The sequence below is a fragment of the Azospirillum sp. genome (assembly GCF_035628975.1).
GTDB lineage: Bacteria > Pseudomonadota > Alphaproteobacteria > Azospirillales > Azospirillaceae > Azospirillum.
The window spans coordinates 57,212-74,847 of sequence record NZ_DASPIS010000008.1 but is presented as its reverse complement, the minus strand read 5'-3'; the positions used below and the strand labels follow the sequence as shown (position 1 = coordinate 74,847).

Below are 17,636 nucleotides of genomic sequence, written 5' to 3'. Positions count from 1 at the left end.
CTGGCAGCAGGATGATGGCTCGGCGATCGTCGCCGCCGTCAAGCCCTGCGCCTGCGGCGCACCGCGAAGCGGCGATGGGGCTTGACCGCGCCGCCGAGCCGATCCCAAACGCATCCATGCCAGATATGCCGAAAAAGGCCGGCCCCCCCGACACACCGTCAAGCCTAAGCCTGACCTACTGACAGTCCTACTTTGCGCAAACCACTGACATTTCTATCCGGTTGCAACATTGTGTGTGCCCGCAAAGTGGGAATGCCCGCACAGTGAGAATGTCAGTGTCCGATCCGCGCAACTTCCCCCGGCCGTCCCTGTCCGCTATCGTCGCGGACTTTCCCTCCCCGTATCCGGAGACCGCAAGTCATGACCCGCAACATCGACCGGCTGCTCGACGTGATGGCGCGGCTGCGGAATCCCGACGGCGGATGCCCGTGGGATCTGGAGCAGACCTACCGCAGCATCGCACCGCACACCATCGAAGAGGCCTATGAGGTCGCCGACGCCATCGAGAAGGACGACAAGGTCGCCCTGCGCGAGGAGTTGGGCGATCTGCTGTTCCAAGTCGTCTATTACAGCCAGATGGCGCGCGAGGAAGGCCTGTTCGACTTCGACGAGGTCGCCGGCGTCATCACCGACAAGATGATCCGCCGCCACCCCCATGTCTTCGGACCGGAAGAGGTGAAATCCTCCGACCAGCAGACCTCGCGCTGGGAGGACCACAAGGCGGCCGAACGGGCGGCCAAGGCGGCGGAGGAAGGCCGGGCGCCGTCGGCGCTGGAGGGCGTGATCGCCGGCCTGCCCGCCTTGACCCGCGCGCTGAAGCTGCAGAACCGCGCGGCGCGGGTCGGCTTCGACTGGACCGACGCCCGCGACATCCTCGACAAGATCGAGGAGGAAGTGCGGGAGCTGCGGGCGGAGATGGACGCCGGATCGGCGCAGGACCGGGTGGCGGACGAACTGGGCGACTTGCTGTTCGCGCTGGTCAACCTTGCCCGCCGCCTGAAGGTGGAGCCGGAAACGGCGCTGCGCGGCACCAACGCCAAGTTCGAACGCCGCTTCCACCGGATCGAGGCGCTGCTGTCGGCCGAGGGCCGCAAGCCGCAGGACGCCACGCTGGACGAGATGGAAGCGCTGTGGCAGCAGGCCAAGCGCGAGGAACGCGGCGAATCCTGAGCCGTCAATAGTCCCAGCGGTCGAAGGCGAAGGCCCACTGCCGGCGCACCGCGCGGCGGGCCTGGTCCTCCAGATCGTGCCGTGCCCGCCGGTAATCGCGCACGCCGGCCAGATAGCGCTCCATACGCGGCTGCACCGGCTCGAAGGGCCCGAGGTTTAGTCCGTCATAGACGTGGCGCAGCGTTTCCAGCGGATCGGCGATGAAGCGGTCATAGCGGATTTCCACCAGCCGGCCGGGCGGCAGAAGCGCCCGGTCGCGATCGAACCGCGCCATGATCGCGGGATAGAGGTCCAGCACCAGCCCGTCAACCGCCCGCGGATCGTAATTTTGCAGCGAAAACTCCCGCAGCAGGGTCAGCAGCATGCGGCGGGTGGAACTGAAGACCTCGTAGGGATCGCGATGGATGTGGAGGAAGACCGCATCGGGGCGCAGGGCCAGCAATTCCCCCACCCTTGCGGTGTGGGCCGGATTCTTGATCAGCAGGCGCCGGCTGCCGGAATAGAGCTGCAGCTTGGTCAGGTAATGGTCCATCCGGCGGCGCCATAGCGCGACGGCCTCCGGACGGCAGCCTTCGAACAGCACGCCCTGGCGGAAGGCGCGGTACAGGTGCCTGGGAAAGAAGATGCCGTGGTAGTAGGACAGCGGCTGCATCAGCGCCAGGGCCAGTTCGTCCTCCTGCGGAGCAGTCGGGTCGATCGGCATCGGGTCGATGATGCGGTCGGGCGGCAGCCAGGCCTCCAGCCGCGAACGCCAGAAGGAACTGAGGCCGAGGAAGCCCCAGGGCAGGCCGACCGCCAGCGGGTCGGGGGCGGCGAATCTCTCGTCCTGTGCCAGCAGGTTCAGCAGATGGGTGGTGCCGCTGCGCCAGTGGCCGAGGATGAACAGCGGCGGCGGTGCCGCCCTGCCCTGCTCCCTGCCCTGTGCAGCCAGCCGCTGCACGCGCCGCTGCTCCAGCAGGTCCAGCGGCGCGCGAATGGCCGCGGCGCCGGCTGCGGTCACCACCCGGTGCAGATGCAGCGGCCCCACCCCGCCGCCCTTGGCCAGCACCGTCGCCAGCGTCGCTGCGTCGGCGCCGGCCAGCGGGTGGAAGATGCGGTGGGCGCGGCGGCGCAGCCAGGGAGTCATGACGCCCCCGGTCCGGTCGGATAGGCCCGCCCGCGCCACTCCGACGGCCGGCCATGGCGGGCGCGCAGCAGCGCCGACCATTGAATCGCCAGCATGATCAGGATGCCGATGGGGTGCAGAAGCGCGCCGACGACGCTCTGGCGGAAGCGGACGAGCAGCAGCAGCCGGAACAGCAATCCCGCCGCCGCCGCCAATCCGGCCATGACGACAGCCTCGTCCGGCAGCGGGTCCAGCGCCGCCCAGCCCAGCAGGATCCAGGGCAGGACGTGGCCGCCGAACAGCAGAAGCGTCCAAACCGGCAGGGCGGCCGGCGTCGCCATCCCCTCCGTCGCGTTCTTGGTGAAGCCGGACCACACCTCCCGCCAGCCGCGATACATGCGGCAGCGGGCAAGGCCGGTGGCGTCGAACAGGTCGGTCCCCTGCCCCGCCCGGCGGAAGGCGCGCGGCAGCGTCACCCCGTCATGGAGCGACGCCGATATCGCCGCATGGCCGCCGGCTTTCCAGTAGGCCTCCCGCCGCACCGCGATCAGCTGGCCGCAGGCGGCGCCGAAACGCGGGTCGCCCGACCGCCGCATCCCCAGCATCGGCAGATACCCCAGCAGCAGCACATGGATCAGCGGGATCACCAGCGCTTCGGCGAGCGTCCCGGTCTCCTGCCGCGGGAAGCCGCTGACCAGACCATGCCGGCCGGACAGCAGGGCGCCGCAGGTCAGGCGGGCGGCATCGGGCGACAGCCGCACGTCGGCATCCTGGAACAGCAGCACCGGATGCAGCGCCAGCGTGGCGAGCGCCTGACAGGCATGCTGCTTGCCCGACCAGCCCGGCGGCAGCGGCGGCGCGCTTTCAAGCCGGACGCGCGGGTCGCGCGCGGCGATGGAGCGGACGATCTCCGCGGTGCGGTCGGTGGAGTGGTCGTCCAGCACGACGACTTCCACCTCGACGCCGCGGCTGGCGAGTGCAGCTTCCACCGCGGCGGCGATGGTCGCCTCCTCGTTGCGGGCGGGAATCAGGATGCTGACGGCGCTTCCCGGCGGCGGCGCGGCCTTGGGGCGGCGGTAGAGCAGCAGGTTGACCATCCCCTGCCCCAGCGGCAGCAGAGCCAGGATCAGGCTGACGGCGGCGATCCACTCGACGATGCTCATGGCCGGCGCACCTCCTGCCCCAGTGCCCGCTCCTCAGGCCGTTCCTCGCGCGATCCGGCGCCATGGGCCGGGGAGAAGGCCCGCCCGCCGGCCCAGGCGCGCGCCCTGCGCCACAGGTCATAGACGCCGCCGACCCCGGCGGTACCGTCGATCAGCGTCAGGAACCGGGCAGGGTCGCGACTCTGGGCGTCGAGCGCCAGCGCGTCCATCACGTCCTCCAACCGCCGCTCCAGCGCGTGGGCGATGTCCGCCACCGGCCGCTCGCCGAAGGACGCGGCCTCCATCGGCTCGCCGAAGCGGGCGAGCGCCTCCGGCGTGCTTTCGTCCCAGAATGGATATTCGACCGCCAGCGGCACCACCAGGGCCGAGGGCGCCCGGCGGACCAGATGGGCGATGCCCGGCCGCAGGCTGACCGGGCGGCGGCGCGGGTCGGTGAAGGCGCCTTCCGCCGTGATCCACAGCATGGAGCGCGGATCGGCGAGGATGCGTTCGCCGCTGCGCAGGAAGGCGACGGCGCCCGCCCGGCCGGGTTCGATGCCGAACAGGCCGATGCGGGCCATGAAGCGGTAGCGGCGCAGCATCGCCGCATCGATCGGCCCATAGCCCGGCCGGTCGCGGTAGCGGGTGGTCCCCATCACGATCAGCAGCGCGGGATCCCACCAGGAGGGATGGTTCAGATAGACGATGACCGGCCGGTCGGGCGGCAGAACGGGCCAGCCCGGCCGGGCCAGCCGCACCGCGTGGAAATCACGCCGCATCCGCCGCGCCATGATGCCGCCGAAGAAGCGGCAGAGCGCCGGCGACCGTAACGCGACCGGATCGTCCATCATCGCCCGCCGCCTTCCTCAGGCCACGGCACGCGTGGCGTCGGCTTCGGCGCCGTCCTGCATCCCGCCGCGCAGGTCGCGGTCGAGGCTGTCGGCAGCGATCCAGCCGGACATCAGCACCATCGGCATGCCCGGCCCCGGATGGGCGGCGCCGCCGGCCAGATACAGGCCCTCGACATCGCGGGAGCGGTTGCCCGGCTTGAAGGCGCCCATGAAGCGGCCGTGGCTCGCCAAGCCATAGATGGCGCCGTTCAGCACATTGTAGCGATCGTGGATGTCCTGCGGGGTCAGCACATGCTCCACCCGGATGCGGTCCTCCAGGTCGGGCATGCCGGCGGTGCGCTTCAGCTTGTCGAACACCACGCGGCGGTACTCGGGCAGCATGCGCTTCCAGTCGTGATGCGGGCGCAGATAGGGGGTATGGACCAGCACATACAGCGCCTCGCCCCCCGGCGGAGCGACGCCCGGCTCGGTGCGGGCGGGGGCGGCGATATAGCAGGTCGGGTCGGGTGCCGGCTCGCCACGGCGGTAGATCCAGTCGAACTCCTCCGCCGGGTCGCGGGAGAAGACGAAGTCATGGTGCAGCAGATGGTCGTAGCCGCGGTCGAGCCCCAGGTAGAACACCACGCCCGAGCAGGCCGGCTCGTAGCTGCGGCGCTTGGCGAAGCGCTTGGCCGGCGCCCCTCCGACCAGCTCCTGATAGGTGCGGACGGAATCCATGTTGGACACCACGGCGGACACCGTGATGCGCTCGCCCGCATCGGTTTCCACCGCCACGGCGCGGGCGCCCTCCACCTGCAGGCGGCGGACACCGGTGTTGGTGCGGATCTCCACGCCCAGCCGGCGCGCCACCCGTTCCAGCGCGACGGGCACAGCGCGGGTGCCGCCCATCGGATACCAGACGCCGTCGTTGGTCTGCATATGGGCGATGGCGCACAGCACCGCCGGGGACCCGTAGGGTGAGGAACCGACATATTGGGTGAAGTGGTCCAGCATCTGCGCCGCCCGCGCGTCCGGCACATGGCCGCGGATGGTGCCGGCCACCGTGCTGCCCATGCGCAGGGCCAGGACGTCCGACAGGGTGCCGGCATTCAGGCTGTTGCGGAAGTTCAGCGTATCGCCGAGATCCTCCACCGATTTCCAGAAGAAGAAGCGTTCGGAGATGCCGTGCAGCCGTTCCGACAGGGCCTGGAAGCGGCGATAGCCCTCCCCCGCCCCGCGTCCGGGCGCCAGACGGTCGAGTTCGGCCGCCATCTTGCCGATCTCCTCCGACAGGTCCAGCACGGTGCCGTCGTCGAAGAAGCAGCGCCATTGCGGCTCCAGGCGGACCATCTCCAGCTCTCGGTCGAGGTCGCAGCCGGCCTCTTCCAGAATGCGGCGCAGGACGCGCGGCACCGTCAGGATGGTCGGCCCCATGTCGAAGCGGAATCCGCCCTCTTCCAGCACGGCGGCCTTGCCGCCGACCCAGGCGTTCTTTTCCAGCAGGGTCACCTTGTGCCCGCGCGCCGCCAGCACCACCGCCGACGCCAGCCCGCCGAGCCCGCCGCCGATCACCGCGATCCGATCCGTCATGCCATCCCCCCTGCAACGGCCTGCCGCAGCATGCCGGACAAACCCATGGTCTTCGTGCGCCACGGTGTCGGCAGACCCAGTTCCTGGGCCAGCAGCCGCGACGTGATGCGTGCACCTTCGAATATGACCGGCAGACCGCTGCCGGGATGGGTGCCGCCGCCCACCAGATAGACGCCGTCCAGATCCTCGAAGCGATTGCGCGGACGGCGGTGGAGCATCTGGTCGAGGCTGTGCGCCAGATTGAAGGTGGCGCCGCGATGCACCGCGAACTGGCTTTCCCAGTCGGCCGGGGTCACCACCCGTTCCACACGGATGCGGCGCTCGATGTCGCCCAGCCCGAAGCCGGCCAGCCGATCGAGCACGGCGCGGCGGTAGCGCGGCGCCTCGGCCTTCCAGTCGATATGGCCGCGCTGGTGGCCGACCGGCACCAGGATGTAGAGCGTGCTGCCGCCGGGCGGCGCCAGATCGGGATCGGTGACGCAGGCGTTCTGCACATAGATCGACGGCTCGCGCGGCAATTCCCGGCATTCCTCGATCTCCGCGAGGTTGCGGGCGTAATCCTTCGCCAGATAGACCGTGTGGTGGTCCAGCCCGTCCACCTTGCCCTCGATGCCCAGGTACAGCATGAAGGTGGAGCAGGAGAATTTCTTGGTGGCGAGCCGCGCGTCGCTCCAGCGCCGGCGCAGATCGTCGGGCACCAGCGTCGTCATCGCCTTCGCGAAGTCGGCGTTGATGACCAGCGCATCGGCGGGATAGTCGCCGGCTTCCGTCCGCACGCCAACGGCTCGGCGGCCCTGGAACTTGATGTGGCGCACCGTCTCGTTCAGGCGGACGGTGACGCCCAGGCTTTCGGCCACGCGGCGCATCGCCGACATCACCGCATCCGTCCCGCCGCGGGGGTGGAAGATGCCGTGCTCGTGCTCCAGGAAGGACAGGATGGTGAACAGGCTGGGGCAGCGGAAAGGCGACATGCCCAGATACTTGCTCTGGAACGAGAAGGCGAGGCGGATGCGCGGATCCTGGAAGTAGCGGGAGAGGTCGCGGTCGACGGAGCGGTGCGGCGACAGCTTGCCCAGCGCCTTCAGCATCGGCAGCGTCGCAAGCGCCCAGGGGCTGGAGAAGTCCGATTCCAGCACCGGGCGGAAGCGCTCCATCTTCGTCCGGTTGTCGGCCAGGAAGCGCGGCAACCCGTCGGCATCGCGCGGGCTGAGCTTGGCGATCTCCGCCATCAGCGCTTTCATCTGGGCATGGACCCGCAGTTCCCCGCCACCTTCGAAAGCCAGCCGGTAGAGCGGGTCCAGGCGGATCAAATCGACCTCGTCCGACAGCCGGCTTCCGCAGGCCTCGAAGATCTCCTCCAGAATCCGGGGATAGAGGAAGAAGGTTGGACCGCTGTCGAACCGGTATCCATCCATGGAGAAGCCGGCCGACCGGCCGCCGACGCGGTCCTGCCGTTCCAGCACCGTCACTTTGGCACCGGTGAGCGCCAGGAGCATCGCGGATGCCAATCCGCCCGGTCCTGCACCGATGATCACGACTTGTCGTTCCATCCGCTTGCCAAACGCTCCTGCGTTGCCGACTTCTATCGTGACGGTTACGAAGCTAAGTCGGAAATGGATCACAACAACATCCCCACCTCTACAGTCGTAATCCCTTGGTCCTATGAGGTGATTAGGCCATCGCCGGAAGTCCGGGAGCGATGGTCCGCCGCCGATATTTCATCGCGACTTGCGGTCATTCACGGACTTCGCCGCAGGATCGCGGCGAATGCCGAGGACCTCGTGCAGGCATTGGCGACGCGTCCCGGCCGGAGGGCGGCGGAGAGTGTGAGCGCCGAGATCCTGCCGCTGGCCGAAGCCTGCCGCTTTCTGGAGCGCGAGGCCGCCCGGCTGCTGGCGCCGCGGCGGCTGGGGTGGCGCGGCCGGCCGGTCTGGCTGTTCGGCGTGGAGGCGGAGGTGCGGCGGGAGCCCTTCGGCACGGTCCTGATCGTCGGGCCGTCCAACTACCCGCTGCTGCTGCCGGGGGTGCAGGCGGTCCAGGCGCTCGCCGCCGGCAATGCCTTGCTGGTCAAGCCGGCGCCGGGATGCCGCGCGCCGATGGACCTGCTGGCGGGCTGGCTGGCGGAATGCGGCCTGCCCGATGGGCTGTTCCGGGTGCTGGATGAATCCGCCGATGCGGTGGGCGATGCCATAGAGGCCGGGATCGACAAGCTGGTTCTGACCGGATCGGCCGGCACCGGACGGGCGGTGGCGGAACGGCTCGCCCGCCATCTGGTGCCCTCGACCATGGAGCTGTCGGGCAACGACGCCGTCTTCGTGCTGCCGGGCGCCGATGTGGAGGGCGTCGCCCGCGCCCTGGCCTTCGGCCTGCGGCTCAACGGCTCCGCCACCTGCATCGCGCCGCGGCGGGTCTTCGTGCCGCGCGACATGGCGGCGGGGCTTGAGAAGGCGGTGGGGCGCCATGCCGCTTCCATACCGCCGGCGCCGGTTCCGGCACCGACCTTGCGCCGGCTCGCAGTGCTCGCGCGGGACGCGGTGGCGCAAGGCGCCCGCGCGCTTACCGGGCTGCCGGAAAAGGATGGGCCGGGGATGGCACCCCTGGTGCTGGCCGATGCACGGCCGGAGATGGCGCTGCTGCGCGAGGAGCTGTTCGCCCCTGTCCTGTCGCTGGTCCCCGTGCGCGACATGGAGGAGGCGCTGGCCGGCGCGGCGCTCAGCCCCTATGCGCTGGGGGCCTCGGTCTTCGGACCGGAGACGGAAGCGCGGGCGCTGGCCCGCCGGATTGATGCCGGAACGGTGACGATCAACGACCTGATCGTGCCCACCGCCGACCCGCGCCTGCCCTTCGGCGGACGCCATGCCAGCGGCTGGGGCGTCACCCGCGGGGCGGAAGGGCTGCTGGAGATGACGCAGGTGAAGGCCGTCTGCGTCCGCACCGGGCGGCAGCGCCCGCATTTCGACCCGCCGCGCGACGACGACGAGGCGCTGATGCTGGCGGCTCTGCGCCTGCTCCATGGCGGACCCGGCACCCGCGCGGGTGCCATGCGGCGGCTGGTCCAGGCGGTGCGCCGACGCCTTAAGTCATTATGCTCGATCCATAATGACAACCTGATGGACCGCCCTGCCGATGCTTGCCCTGATCCTCGCCTTTCTGATCGGCGCCGTCGCCGGTTCGCGCACCCTGCTCGCCCCGGCTGCGGTCAGCTGGGCCGCCTATGCCGGCTGGCTGGACGTGTCCGGCAGCTGGCTGTTCTTTCTGGGGCACCCGGTGTCGCCCTGGGTCTTTACCGCGATGGCGGTGGTAGAGCTGATCGTCGACAAGCTGCCCACCACCCCCAGCCGCAAGCTGCCCTTCCCCTTCGCCAGCCGCATCGCCGGCGGGGCCATAGCGGGTGCCGCCATCGGGGCCGATGCGGGAATCTGGATCGGCGGGCTGGTGGCGGGGGGCGTCGGGGCGGTTGCCGGAACGTTGCTCGGCTATGCGGCCCGGATGCGCATGGCCGCCGCCTTCGGCCGTGACCGCCCGGCCGCCCTGCTGGAGGATGCCGTAGCGCTGGCCGCCGCCGTCCTGATCGTGGCGGCGGCCTGACGCAAGAGCCACTCTGTCTCCCTCTCCCGCCCCGGGAGAGGGAAGGGTGAGGGGTTAACCAGGGAATCATGCGCTTCGGGATTCTTGGCTCCCCCCTCACCCTCCCCACTACGTGGGTCCCCTCCCTCTCCCGGGGCGGGAGAGGGCATTGATCGCCACGAATGTCCTTTACACCCGCTCGAACACGGCGGCGATGCCTTGACCGCCGCCGATGCACATGGTCACCAGGGCATAGCGGCCGCTGATGCGGTGCAGTTCGTGGATGGCCTTGACCGTGATGATGGCGCCGGTCGCCCCCACCGGGTGGCCGAGCGAGATGCCGGAGCCGTTCGGGTTCACCTTGGCCGGGTCGAAATCCAGTTCGCGTATCACGGCGCAGGCCTGGGCGGCGAAGGCCTCATTCGATTCGATCACGTCCATGTCGGCGACCGACAGGCCGGTGCGCTCCAGCACCTTGCGGGTCGCCGGGACCGGGCCGATGCCCATGTAGTCGGGCTCGACGCCGGCATGGGCGTAGCCGACCAGACGGGCCAGCGGCTTCAGCCCCAGCGCCTGGGCGCGGCGGGCGTCGGCCAGAACCACGGCGGCGGCGCCGTCATTGAGACCGGAGGCGTTGCCGGCGGTGACCGACCCGTCCTTCTTGAAGACCGGCTTCATCTTCGCCAAGCCCTCCGCGGTCACGTCGCCGCGGACATGCTCGTCGGTGTCGAAGACGATGGTGCCCTTGCGCGACGGGATCTCTACCGGGATGATCTGGTCCTTGAAGCGGCCCTCGGCGATGGCGCGGGCGGCGCGGCGCTGGCTTTCCGCCGCCAAGGCGTCCTGCGCCTCGCGGTCGATGCCGTAGCGGGCGGCGACGTTCTCGGCGGTGACGCCCATGTGAATCTTCTGCCAGGGGTCGTGCAGAATGCCGTTCATGTAGTCGACCAGCGCCCCGTCGCCGAGACGGGTGCCCCAGCGGGCGCTGGGAACGAAATAGGGGCCGCGGCTCATCGATTCCGCACCGCCGCCGATGGCGACCTCGCAGTCGCCGAGCGCAATGGCCTGCGCCGCCGACACGATGGCCTGCAGGCCCGAGCCGCAGAGCCGGTTGACGTTGAAGGCCGGCACCTCGATCGGAATGCCGGCGTCGATGGCGGCGACGCGGCTGAGATAGGCGTCGTTGGTCTCGGTCGGGATGACGTTGCCCATCACCACATGGCCGATGGCGTCCGCCGCGGCGCCGGAGCGCTCCAGCGCCGCCTTGACGGCGACGGTGGCGAGTTGGGTCAGCGGCACATCCTTCAGCGTGCCGCCGAAACCGCCGATGGCGGTGCGGGCGGCGCCGACGATGACGATGTCGTTCTGCATGGTTGGGTCCACTTCTCGGGCGGAGGGGAAGGTCAGCGGCCGGTGAAGTCCGGCCGGCGCTTGGCGGTGAAGGCGGCGATGCCTTCGCGGAAATCGGCGGTCGCGGCGGTGGCGAGGAAGCGGTCGCGCTCGGCGTCCAGCTGTCCGTCCAGCGTTTGGGTAAATGATTTCCGCATCAGGTGGCGGATGCCGGCATAGGACAGGGTCGGCCCGGCGGCGAGCCGTTCGGCCAGCTTCGCCGTCTCCACCGCCAGTTCGGCCGCCGGTACCACCCGGTTGACCAGCCCGATGCGCAGGGCCTCCGCGGCGTCGATCACGTCGGACAGCATTGCCAGCTCCATGGCACGGCGCAGCCCGACCAGACGCGGCAGATGGAAGCTGCCCGACCCGTCCGGCGTGGCGCCGATGCGGGCATAGGCCATGGTGAACTTGGCGTCGTCGGCGGCGATGCAGAGGTCGGCTGCGGTGGCGAGGCTCATGCCCGCGCCCGCCACGGGTCCATGCACCGAGGCCAGCACCGGCACGTCCAGCCGGTCGAGGATGCGCACCGCCTCGTGCAGGTGGGCGATGATGGCGCCGGCCACCGCGGGCGCGGCGGAGGGATCGTCGTTGAAGCGGCCGACATCGCCGCCGGCCATGAAGCCGCGGCCGTTGCCGGCGATGACCAGCACGCGGGTCGGCCCCTGCCCGCCTTCATCCGCCACGCTGCGGCAGGCGTCCAGCAGGGCGGCGGCGGTGGGCTCGTCCAGCGCGTTCAGCACGGCAGGGCGGTTCAGCCGGATCCAGGACACGGCCCCCTCGCGGGTGAGAAGGACCGGCGGGGCGGTGTCGGACATGATGGCGTCTCCCCGAACATCATCTTGATGCGAAATCTACCTGCAGGAAGGTATGTTACCGGACGGTATGTCCTGTCAACGGTCAGGTTGCCCCAATGGTAAACCGCGCATCACGGGGGCGGACCAAATCCGGGACTTGGCTGTTGGACATCAGGCCAAGGCACGGCTGAAAAGGCCCGGCTGAAAAGGCACGAGCCCCTTCCCGGAACAGCAGAGTGGAGTCCCGTCATGCATCATCGCCTCCTGACCGGTTTACCGGCCACCAAGCGCTGACGGCGGACGGGGAGATACGGCATGCCATCGGTTGCGCGCTCGGTCGCCTCGCTTCTGCTCGGCGTGGCATTCCTGATGCTGGGGAACGGCGCCCTGTCCACCCTGATCGGGCTGCGGCTGTCGGCGACGGAGTCCGGCCCGACCGCGGTCGGGCTGATCACGGCGGCCTTCTATGCCGGGCTGACTCTGGGATCGCTCTACGCCCACCGCGTCATCACCCGCGTCGGCCATATCCGCTCCTTCTCCGCCTTCGCCTCCATCGTCTCGGTGGCGGCGCTGGCGCATGCGCTGTTCGTCGACGTGCCGCTGTGGGCTATGCTGCGGCTGGCGCAGGGCTTCTGCATGGCCGGCCTCTACATGTGCATCGAAAGCTGGCTGAACGGCACTGCGACGAACGAAAGCCGCGGGCAGATGCTGTCGGCCTACATGGTGACGCTGTACGGCGCGTCGGGCATCGGACAGCAGCTGTTGCGGCTGGACGACGAGGCCGGGGTCCGAATCTTCATGATCGTGTCGATCCTGCTGTCGCTGGCGCTGGTGCCGGTGGCCCTGACGCGGACCACGCCGCCGCAATTGCCGAATGTCTCGTCCTTCGGCGTCCGGCGGCTCTACGAGAGTTCGCCGCTGGGGGTGGCCGGCGTCTTCATCAGCGGGGCGATCACCGGGTCGATCTATGGGCTGGCCCCGGTGTTCGGCGCGGCGTCCAGCTTCGGGGTGTCGGGAACGGCGCTGTTCATGTCGGCGCTGATCCTGGGCGGCATGGCCCTGCAATGGCCGCTCGGCCGGCTGTCGGACCGGTTCGACCGGCGCACCGTGATCATCGGCCTGTCGGCCGCGCTGTCGCTGACCAGCTTCGGCATGATCGCCGCCGCCGGGCTGGACCAGCCGCTCGCCCTGATGCTGGTTGCGCCGCTGTTCGGCGGCCTGTCCTTCACGCTCTATCCGATCTGCCTTGCCCACACCAACGACCATGTGCGGCGGGAGGATCTGGTGTCGGCCAGCGGCGGCCTGATCCTCGCCAACTCCATCGGCGCCATCATCGGTCCGCCGCTGGCATCGGCGATGATGACCACCGGTGGGCCGGAGGGGCTGTTCGCCTTCATCACCGGCAGCGCGCTCTGTGCCACGCTGTATGGCCTGTGGCGCACCCGCGTCCGTCCGCCCCTGCCGGCCGAGGCGCAGGCCGCCTTCCGCCCCCTGCCCCAGACCACGCCGACGGTCGGTCCGCTGGACCCGCTCGGCCCCCTGAAGCCGCCGCTTCCGCAATAAAATCACGCACCCGTTCGCCGACTGTTCGCCCTCCCGGCAATCATAGGCAATGGAAGCCATCAAGGAGTTCGGGGTAAGCTGCCGGCCGGTGGAATGCTGTCTGGTGGTTGCATGCCGTTTTCCGAGAGGCCGTCGCCGCAGGACGCGGTGCCGCAGAGCCCGGCCGACGACAGGTTCGGGGAGCTGGTCCGGTCGGTCGCGCAGCAGCGCGACCGCGCGGCCTTCGCCGCCCTGTTCCGCCAGTTCGCCCCCCGCATCCTGCAATATTGCCAGAAGCTCGGTGCCGACCGTGGTGCGGCGGAGGAGCTGGTCCAGGACGTCATGCTGACCGTGTGGCTGAAGGCCGACAGCTATGACCCGGCCCAGGCATCGGTCGGCACCTGGATCTTCACCATCGCCCGCAACCGCCGCATCGACCGCCTGCGCAAGGAGATGCGCCCGGCCCCCGACATGGACGATCCGGCGATGACGCCCGCGTCCCAGGCAACGCCGGAGGAGGCCGCACAGCTGGCGCAGGGCAGCCGGCAGCTGCACGGCGCGATCGAAACATTGGCGCCCAACCAATCCGAGGTGCTGCGGCGTTCGTATTTCCTTGAACAAACCCATGAGGAGATCGCCGAGGAGACCGACGTTCCTCTTGGCACGGTGAAGACAAGGCTGCGCCTGGCACTCGGCCACCTGAAGCGCAGCATGAAGGACACAGCATGAAGGACACAGCATGAGGGGCCGGGCGTGACGTTCCCCCACCATCATCCGGACGACCAGCTTCTGATCGGCTATGCCAGCGGACAGGAGCGGGTGGGCAAGTCGCTGCTGGTGGCGACGCACCTCGCCTATTGTCCCGACTGCCGCCGGCGCGTCGCGGCCTTCGAGGCTCTGTGCGGCAGCTGGTTCGAGGAACTGCCCGGCGAGGCTGCCACCGATCTGGACGGGCTGCTCGACCGGATGGACGGGCTGCTGGCCGCTCCGCCGGCATCGGCGGATATGGCGCCGCCGCGCGTGTCCGACGTTGCCGGGCAACAGGCCGGCCGGCTGGTGCCGGAACCGCTGCGCAGCTGGCTGCCGGAGGCGATCGACAGCCCGGTGGATTGCGGGTCCTGGACGGAGCTGTCGCCCGGCGTCTGGCTGTCGGCGTGGCAGCGGACGCTGTCCGGCACGACCATCTGCCTGCTGCGGATGGCGCACGACGCGCCGGTTCCGGCGCACCGGCACACGGCCGACGAACTCCTCCTGGTGCTGCGCGGCGCCTTCAGCGACGAATACGGCCACTATGAACTGGGCGATGTCGCCCAGTATGTCGCCGACACCGACCACCATGCCCGCGGGGCCAGCGAGGAGGACTGCATCTGCCTGTTCCTGCTGGACGGCGATCTGATCTTCCTCGATGGCGAGGAGGAACGGCGGGCGGGCTGACCATCCCCGCCCGGCCTCCCCCTACTCCACGAGGTCGGCGTAGTCGGGATGGCGCTTGATGTAGCTGTCGATGAAGGAGCAGAGCGGCAGCGCCTTCTTTCCCTGGGCGCGGACATCCTCCAGGGCGCCCTTGGCCAGTGCCGAGCCCACGCCCTTGCCGGACATGCTTTCCGGCACGTGGGTATGGGTGAAGACGATCTTGCCGTCCCGCAGTTCGTACTCCGCCACCGCGGTGGCGCCGTCGACGGTCAGCTCGTACCGGCTGAGCTGTTCATTGTTCCGCACGGTTTCAGTCACGCTCATGGGAGCTCCGCCTTTTCCTGACTGGTTGTTTGATGACCAACGAATGCCGCAACCTCAGCCGACCATCAAGGATTCCGCCCCGTCGATCCAGACCGGCGTGCCGCTGATGTGCTTGGCCCGGTCGGACGCCAGGAACAGGGCGAGTTCCGCCACGTCGAAACTGTCGCCGGATTTCCCGTCGGTCAGGGGCACCTTGCCCTCGGGATACTCGATCGGAACCCGCAGGGATTCGAGATTGCGGGATTGGGTGTTGTCGGGGATCTCCGTATCGATGATGCCGGGACAGATGGCGTTGACGCGGATACGGTCCTTCGCCAGTTCCAGCGCCAGCATCTTCACCATCGCCACCTGGGCCGCCTTGGTGCAGGAGTAGGCGGTGGCGCCGGTGTTGCTGAACACCCGCGTGCCGTTGATCGACGCCGTGACGATCACCGACCCGCCCCCCGCCCTCTTCAGATGCGGAACCGCATGGTGCAGCGTCAGGTAGGTGCCGCGCAGGTTGGTGTTGATGGTCCGGTCCCATTCCTCCGGCGTCAGCTCGTCGATGGCCGCCCAGACGCCGTTGATGCCGGCATTGGCGAAGACGATGTCGATCCGCCCATACTCCGCCGCCAGCCGGTCCACCGCCTGCCGCATCGCCGCGTCGTCGCCGACATCGGCGGTCAGCGCCAGCGCCTTGCCGCCGGCAGCAACGATCTCCTCGGCGGTCTTGCGGATTTCGTCCTCGGTGCGGCTCAGCACCCCGACGCTGGCCCCCGCCCTGGCGAACAGCACTGCGGACGCCTTGCCGATCCCCGACCCGGCGCCGGTGACCAGCGCGACCTTCCCCGACAACTCCATGACCTTCGGCTCCAACAAAGACTGAAGAGACGGGAAAGCCAACCGAGCGGCCGGCGGTTCGGTTCCCGTTCTCCGCCACCGTCATCGGGTCCTGCGGTCCTGCTCAGGACCGAGCTGCGGCGCACATGGAACACGAATGATCGTTGAATCGAGACATTGGGTGCGGTCCCAATGTTCATTCACATGGGGAATGTCATACATCAGATGTCTTGACTCGGACGCCCTGTCTGTTGTGCACTGCAACATAACCATGAAATGAACCCGAACGGCGGAGGTCAAACGGGGTCGCCCGCAACATTCCTGACTCTGGAGATGTCATGATCGAGTTGCTCTTCGTGGTCTGCCTCGTGTCCAGCCCCGACCGCTGCACCGTCGAACGCCCGTCGTTCCAGGAGCCCTTCGCCAACGTGATGACCTGTTCACGCACCGGCATGTTCCGGGCCGCCGAATGGGCCGAACAGCACCCGAAATACACCGTCCGCCGCTGGAAGTGCGAACCGCGTCAGGTCTGACCCCGCGGACGCGTCTCTTTCCGTACGGCGCCCCCGCCTTCCCAACCCATCCACTCCGAAGGAGGCCCCCCTCCTTCGGAGTGGACGAGTTCAATCCGTGTCGATGATTGTTATATAGTGAAATCATCGCGGATGGACGGTCGCGGCTCACCGGCTGCGATCCGCGGGCAAGAGGGGGAGAATTCCGGGCATGCCAGTTCGCATCGCGCTTGGTCTCGCGGCAATTTTCCTCGGGACGGCGCTTCCCGCCGCCGCCGGTCCGGCCAACGACTACCCCACGGCGGCGCGGGCCGATTACGTGATCGCCTGCATGGCGGCAAACGGCCAGTCGCACATCGTCATGGAGAAATGCGCCTGCAGCATCGACGCCATCGCCGACCGCATCACCTATGACGACTACACAGCCATCGAAACGGTGAAGGTGATGACCGACATGCCGGGCGAGCGTGCCGGGATCTTCCGCAGTTCCGGCTGGGCCAAGGACCTGATGGACCGCTTCCGCCAGGCCCAGGTCGCCGCCGACCGCCAGTGCTTCTGAGGCGCGCCTGTTTACGGTTCGCCCTTATCCGCCACCGGCCCCCAGCGGAACGGTCTGGCTGAAGGTGGCGCCCTTGGTGTCGTGGGCGGTCACCTCCAGACTGCCGCCCTCGACGGGGATGAAGCTGAAGCGCAGGTTCGGATCCTCGCTGATCGAGATGTCGGTGTCCGCCTCCAATACCGTCTGTCCGCCGATGCGGATGGCGATGGACTGGATGTAATGGGCGGGGATGTAGGTGCGGCTGACCTGATCGAACTGCAGGCCGCTGGCGTTGGGATGGCTGATCAGCAGTTGCGCGTTGGCCGCGCTGCCGGGACCGGCCGTCTCCAGCAGCTTGACCTTGATGCGGCCGAGCCGGGCCATGGCCTCCTGCGGGTCCTTGAGAGCCGGGGCCGAACAGCCGCCGGCCGCCTTGACGAAGACGCGCGTCATCAGCAGCCGCCCGTCCTGCGTTTCGCCCACGGCGTGGAGGTTGGTGTATTCGTTGACGCGCACGCGGGTCTCTATGCTGCCGCCGGCGCTGGCCGGGCCATAGCGGAAGGTTGCCGCCAGCGGCACCGGGTTCTTGTCGACCAGCAGCGACAGCGACTTCAGGTGAAGAGAGGGATCGACCTCCACCCGCACCGGCACCAGCGCCGCGTCGTGGGCGCGTGCCGGGGCGTCGATCCGCATCCGGTCGCCGGCTTCCTCGACCGGACGGTCCTTGAAATACATGTCGCGCAGCAGGTCCCAGCGCGCGGCATCCTCCGCCGCATCGGTGGCGGCGAGCGCCGGCATGGACAGCATCATCAGGAACCCCGCCGCCAGCGCCATCGGCAGCGCCATCTCCTGCGGCTTCCGCATCGGATATCCCGTCATCGCTTCCTCCCTCCCGTAT

General features: G+C 69.0%; 17 protein-coding genes. 7 read left to right on the top strand and 10 right to left on the bottom strand.

Going from position 1 to position 17,636, the window contains the following annotated elements:
* Nucleotides 1–360: 360 nt before the first annotated feature.
* Nucleotides 361–1,170 (top strand): nucleoside triphosphate pyrophosphohydrolase, encoded by an 810-nt coding sequence (gene mazG, locus VD964_RS02555; RefSeq protein ID WP_014188351.1) that lies wholly within the window; start codon nucleotides 361–363, stop codon nucleotides 1,168–1,170.
* A 4-nt stretch (nucleotides 1,171–1,174) separates the two neighbouring features.
* Here the strand turns inward: mazG and VD964_RS02550 are convergent, their stop codons facing one another.
* The 5 genes from VD964_RS02550 to crtI are packed head-to-tail and all read right to left on the bottom strand — an operon-like array spanning nucleotide 1,175 to nucleotide 7,387.
* Entirely contained in the window at nucleotides 1,175–2,296 is a 1,122-nt protein-coding gene (locus tag VD964_RS02550) for a sulfotransferase (RefSeq protein ID WP_324865232.1), read from the bottom strand.
* Complete coding sequence (locus VD964_RS02545; RefSeq protein ID WP_324865230.1) at nucleotides 2,293–3,438, bottom strand: glycosyltransferase; 1,146 nt, start codon at nucleotides 3,436–3,438, stop codon at nucleotides 2,293–2,295. Before VD964_RS02545 ends, VD964_RS02550 begins: the two co-directional genes overlap by 4 nt.
* Nucleotides 3,435–4,268, bottom strand: a complete 834-nt coding sequence (locus tag VD964_RS02540) for a lysophospholipid acyltransferase family protein (RefSeq protein ID WP_324865228.1) — start codon at nucleotides 4,266–4,268, stop codon at nucleotides 3,435–3,437. The genes VD964_RS02545 and VD964_RS02540 overlap by 4 nt, the downstream gene beginning before the upstream one ends.
* Before the next feature lie 15 nt (nucleotides 4,269–4,283).
* Nucleotides 4,284–5,837: a phytoene desaturase family protein gene (locus VD964_RS02535; RefSeq protein ID WP_324865225.1), complete on the bottom strand. Its 1,554-nt coding sequence runs from the start codon at nucleotides 5,835–5,837 to the stop codon at nucleotides 4,284–4,286.
* A complete protein-coding gene (crtI, locus tag VD964_RS02530) occupies nucleotides 5,834–7,387 on the bottom strand; it encodes a phytoene desaturase family protein (RefSeq protein WP_324865223.1) in 1,554 nt (517 codons plus the stop codon). The genes VD964_RS02535 and crtI overlap by 4 nt, the downstream gene beginning before the upstream one ends.
* A gap of 63 nt (nucleotides 7,388–7,450) precedes the next feature.
* Between crtI and VD964_RS02525 the strand changes: the two genes are divergently transcribed.
* Nucleotides 7,451–9,355 (top strand): aldehyde dehydrogenase family protein, encoded by a 1,905-nt coding sequence (locus tag VD964_RS02525; RefSeq protein WP_414637090.1) that lies wholly within the window; start codon nucleotides 7,451–7,453, stop codon nucleotides 9,353–9,355.
* Nucleotides 9,356–9,593: 238 nt separating this feature from the next.
* Here VD964_RS02525 and VD964_RS02515 read toward each other — a convergent pair whose 3' ends face one another.
* The gene (locus VD964_RS02515) at nucleotides 9,594–10,775 is read right to left on the bottom strand and encodes an acetyl-CoA C-acyltransferase family protein (RefSeq protein ID WP_324865219.1); all 1,182 of its coding nucleotides are present in this window, start codon (nucleotides 10,773–10,775) and stop codon (nucleotides 9,594–9,596) included.
* Nucleotides 10,776–10,807: 32 nt separating this feature from the next.
* A complete protein-coding gene (locus VD964_RS02510) occupies nucleotides 10,808–11,611 on the bottom strand; it encodes an enoyl-CoA hydratase/isomerase family protein (RefSeq protein WP_324865217.1) in 804 nt (267 codons plus the stop codon).
* 294 nt (nucleotides 11,612–11,905) lie between these two features.
* On the opposite strand from VD964_RS02510, the gene VD964_RS02505 reads away from it, so the two are divergent.
* From VD964_RS02505 to VD964_RS02495, 3 genes are all read left to right on the top strand, one after another.
* The gene (locus VD964_RS02505; RefSeq protein ID WP_324865215.1) at nucleotides 11,906–13,153 is read left to right on the top strand and encodes an MFS transporter; all 1,248 of its coding nucleotides are present in this window, start codon (nucleotides 11,906–11,908) and stop codon (nucleotides 13,151–13,153) included.
* 111 nt (nucleotides 13,154–13,264) lie between these two features.
* Nucleotides 13,265–13,861, top strand: coding sequence for a sigma-70 family RNA polymerase sigma factor (locus VD964_RS02500; protein ID WP_324865213.1), 597 nt, complete (start codon nucleotides 13,265–13,267; stop codon nucleotides 13,859–13,861).
* 24 nt (nucleotides 13,862–13,885) lie between these two features.
* Nucleotides 13,886–14,566 (top strand): ChrR family anti-sigma-E factor, encoded by a 681-nt coding sequence (locus VD964_RS02495; protein ID WP_324865211.1) that lies wholly within the window; start codon nucleotides 13,886–13,888, stop codon nucleotides 14,564–14,566.
* Between the two features lie 21 nt (nucleotides 14,567–14,587).
* Here the strand turns inward: VD964_RS02495 and VD964_RS02490 are convergent, their stop codons facing one another.
* Both VD964_RS02490 and VD964_RS02485 read right to left on the bottom strand, forming a co-directional pair.
* Nucleotides 14,588–14,869, bottom strand: coding sequence for a GNAT family N-acetyltransferase (locus VD964_RS02490; RefSeq protein WP_324865209.1), 282 nt, complete (start codon nucleotides 14,867–14,869; stop codon nucleotides 14,588–14,590).
* A 54-nt stretch (nucleotides 14,870–14,923) separates the two neighbouring features.
* Nucleotides 14,924–15,709 (bottom strand): SDR family NAD(P)-dependent oxidoreductase, encoded by a 786-nt coding sequence (locus VD964_RS02485; protein WP_324865207.1) that lies wholly within the window; start codon nucleotides 15,707–15,709, stop codon nucleotides 14,924–14,926.
* A 317-nt stretch (nucleotides 15,710–16,026) separates the two neighbouring features.
* Here VD964_RS02485 and VD964_RS02480 point away from each other — a divergent pair, with 317 nt between their 5' ends.
* Nucleotides 16,027–16,221 (top strand): hypothetical protein, encoded by a 195-nt coding sequence (locus tag VD964_RS02480; RefSeq protein ID WP_324865204.1) that lies wholly within the window; start codon nucleotides 16,027–16,029, stop codon nucleotides 16,219–16,221.
* A gap of 190 nt (nucleotides 16,222–16,411) precedes the next feature.
* On the top strand, nucleotides 16,412–16,759 hold the full coding sequence (locus VD964_RS02475) for a hypothetical protein (protein ID WP_324865202.1): 348 nt from the start codon (nucleotides 16,412–16,414) through the stop codon (nucleotides 16,757–16,759).
* Nucleotides 16,760–16,783: 24 nt separating this feature from the next.
* On the opposite strand, the gene VD964_RS02470 is transcribed toward VD964_RS02475, so the two are convergent.
* A complete protein-coding gene (locus tag VD964_RS02470) occupies nucleotides 16,784–17,602 on the bottom strand; it encodes a quinoprotein dehydrogenase-associated SoxYZ-like carrier (protein ID WP_324865200.1) in 819 nt (272 codons plus the stop codon).
* Nucleotides 17,603–17,636: the final 34 nt, after the last annotated feature.

Bases quoted from the DNA above. Each gene is read 5' to 3' on its own strand.
- VD964_RS02535 (WP_324865225.1), bottom strand. From the start codon at position 5,837: ATGACGGATCGGATCGCGGTGATCGGCGGCGGGCTCGGCGGGCTGGCG.
- VD964_RS02470 (WP_324865200.1), bottom strand. From the start codon at position 17,602: ATGCGGAAGCCGCAGGAGATGGCGCTGCCGATGGCGCTGGCGGCGGGG.
- VD964_RS02545 (WP_324865230.1), bottom strand. From the start codon at position 3,438: ATGAGCATCGTCGAGTGGATCGCCGCCGTCAGCCTGATCCTGGCTCTG.
- VD964_RS02525 (WP_414637090.1), top strand. From the start codon at position 7,451: ATGGATCACAACAACATCCCCACCTCTACAGTCGTAATCCCTTGGTCC.
- crtI (WP_324865223.1), bottom strand. From the start codon at position 7,387: ATGGAACGACAAGTCGTGATCATCGGTGCAGGACCGGGCGGATTGGCA.
- VD964_RS02505 (WP_324865215.1), top strand. From the start codon at position 11,906: ATGCCATCGGTTGCGCGCTCGGTCGCCTCGCTTCTGCTCGGCGTGGCA.
- mazG (WP_014188351.1), top strand. From the start codon at position 361: ATGACCCGCAACATCGACCGGCTGCTCGACGTGATGGCGCGGCTGCGG.
- VD964_RS02500 (WP_324865213.1), top strand. From the start codon at position 13,265: ATGCCGTTTTCCGAGAGGCCGTCGCCGCAGGACGCGGTGCCGCAGAGC.
- VD964_RS02510 (WP_324865217.1), bottom strand. From the start codon at position 11,611: ATGTCCGACACCGCCCCGCCGGTCCTTCTCACCCGCGAGGGGGCCGTG.
- VD964_RS02480 (WP_324865204.1), top strand. From the start codon at position 16,027: ATGATCGAGTTGCTCTTCGTGGTCTGCCTCGTGTCCAGCCCCGACCGC.
- VD964_RS02540 (WP_324865228.1), bottom strand. From the start codon at position 4,268: ATGATGGACGATCCGGTCGCGTTACGGTCGCCGGCGCTCTGCCGCTTC.
- VD964_RS02515 (WP_324865219.1), bottom strand. From the start codon at position 10,775: ATGCAGAACGACATCGTCATCGTCGGCGCCGCCCGCACCGCCATCGGC.
- VD964_RS02485 (WP_324865207.1), bottom strand. From the start codon at position 15,709: ATGGAGTTGTCGGGGAAGGTCGCGCTGGTCACCGGCGCCGGGTCGGGG.
- VD964_RS02550 (WP_324865232.1), bottom strand. From the start codon at position 2,296: ATGACTCCCTGGCTGCGCCGCCGCGCCCACCGCATCTTCCACCCGCTG.
- VD964_RS02490 (WP_324865209.1), bottom strand. From the start codon at position 14,869: ATGAGCGTGACTGAAACCGTGCGGAACAATGAACAGCTCAGCCGGTAC.
- VD964_RS02475 (WP_324865202.1), top strand. From the start codon at position 16,412: ATGCCAGTTCGCATCGCGCTTGGTCTCGCGGCAATTTTCCTCGGGACG.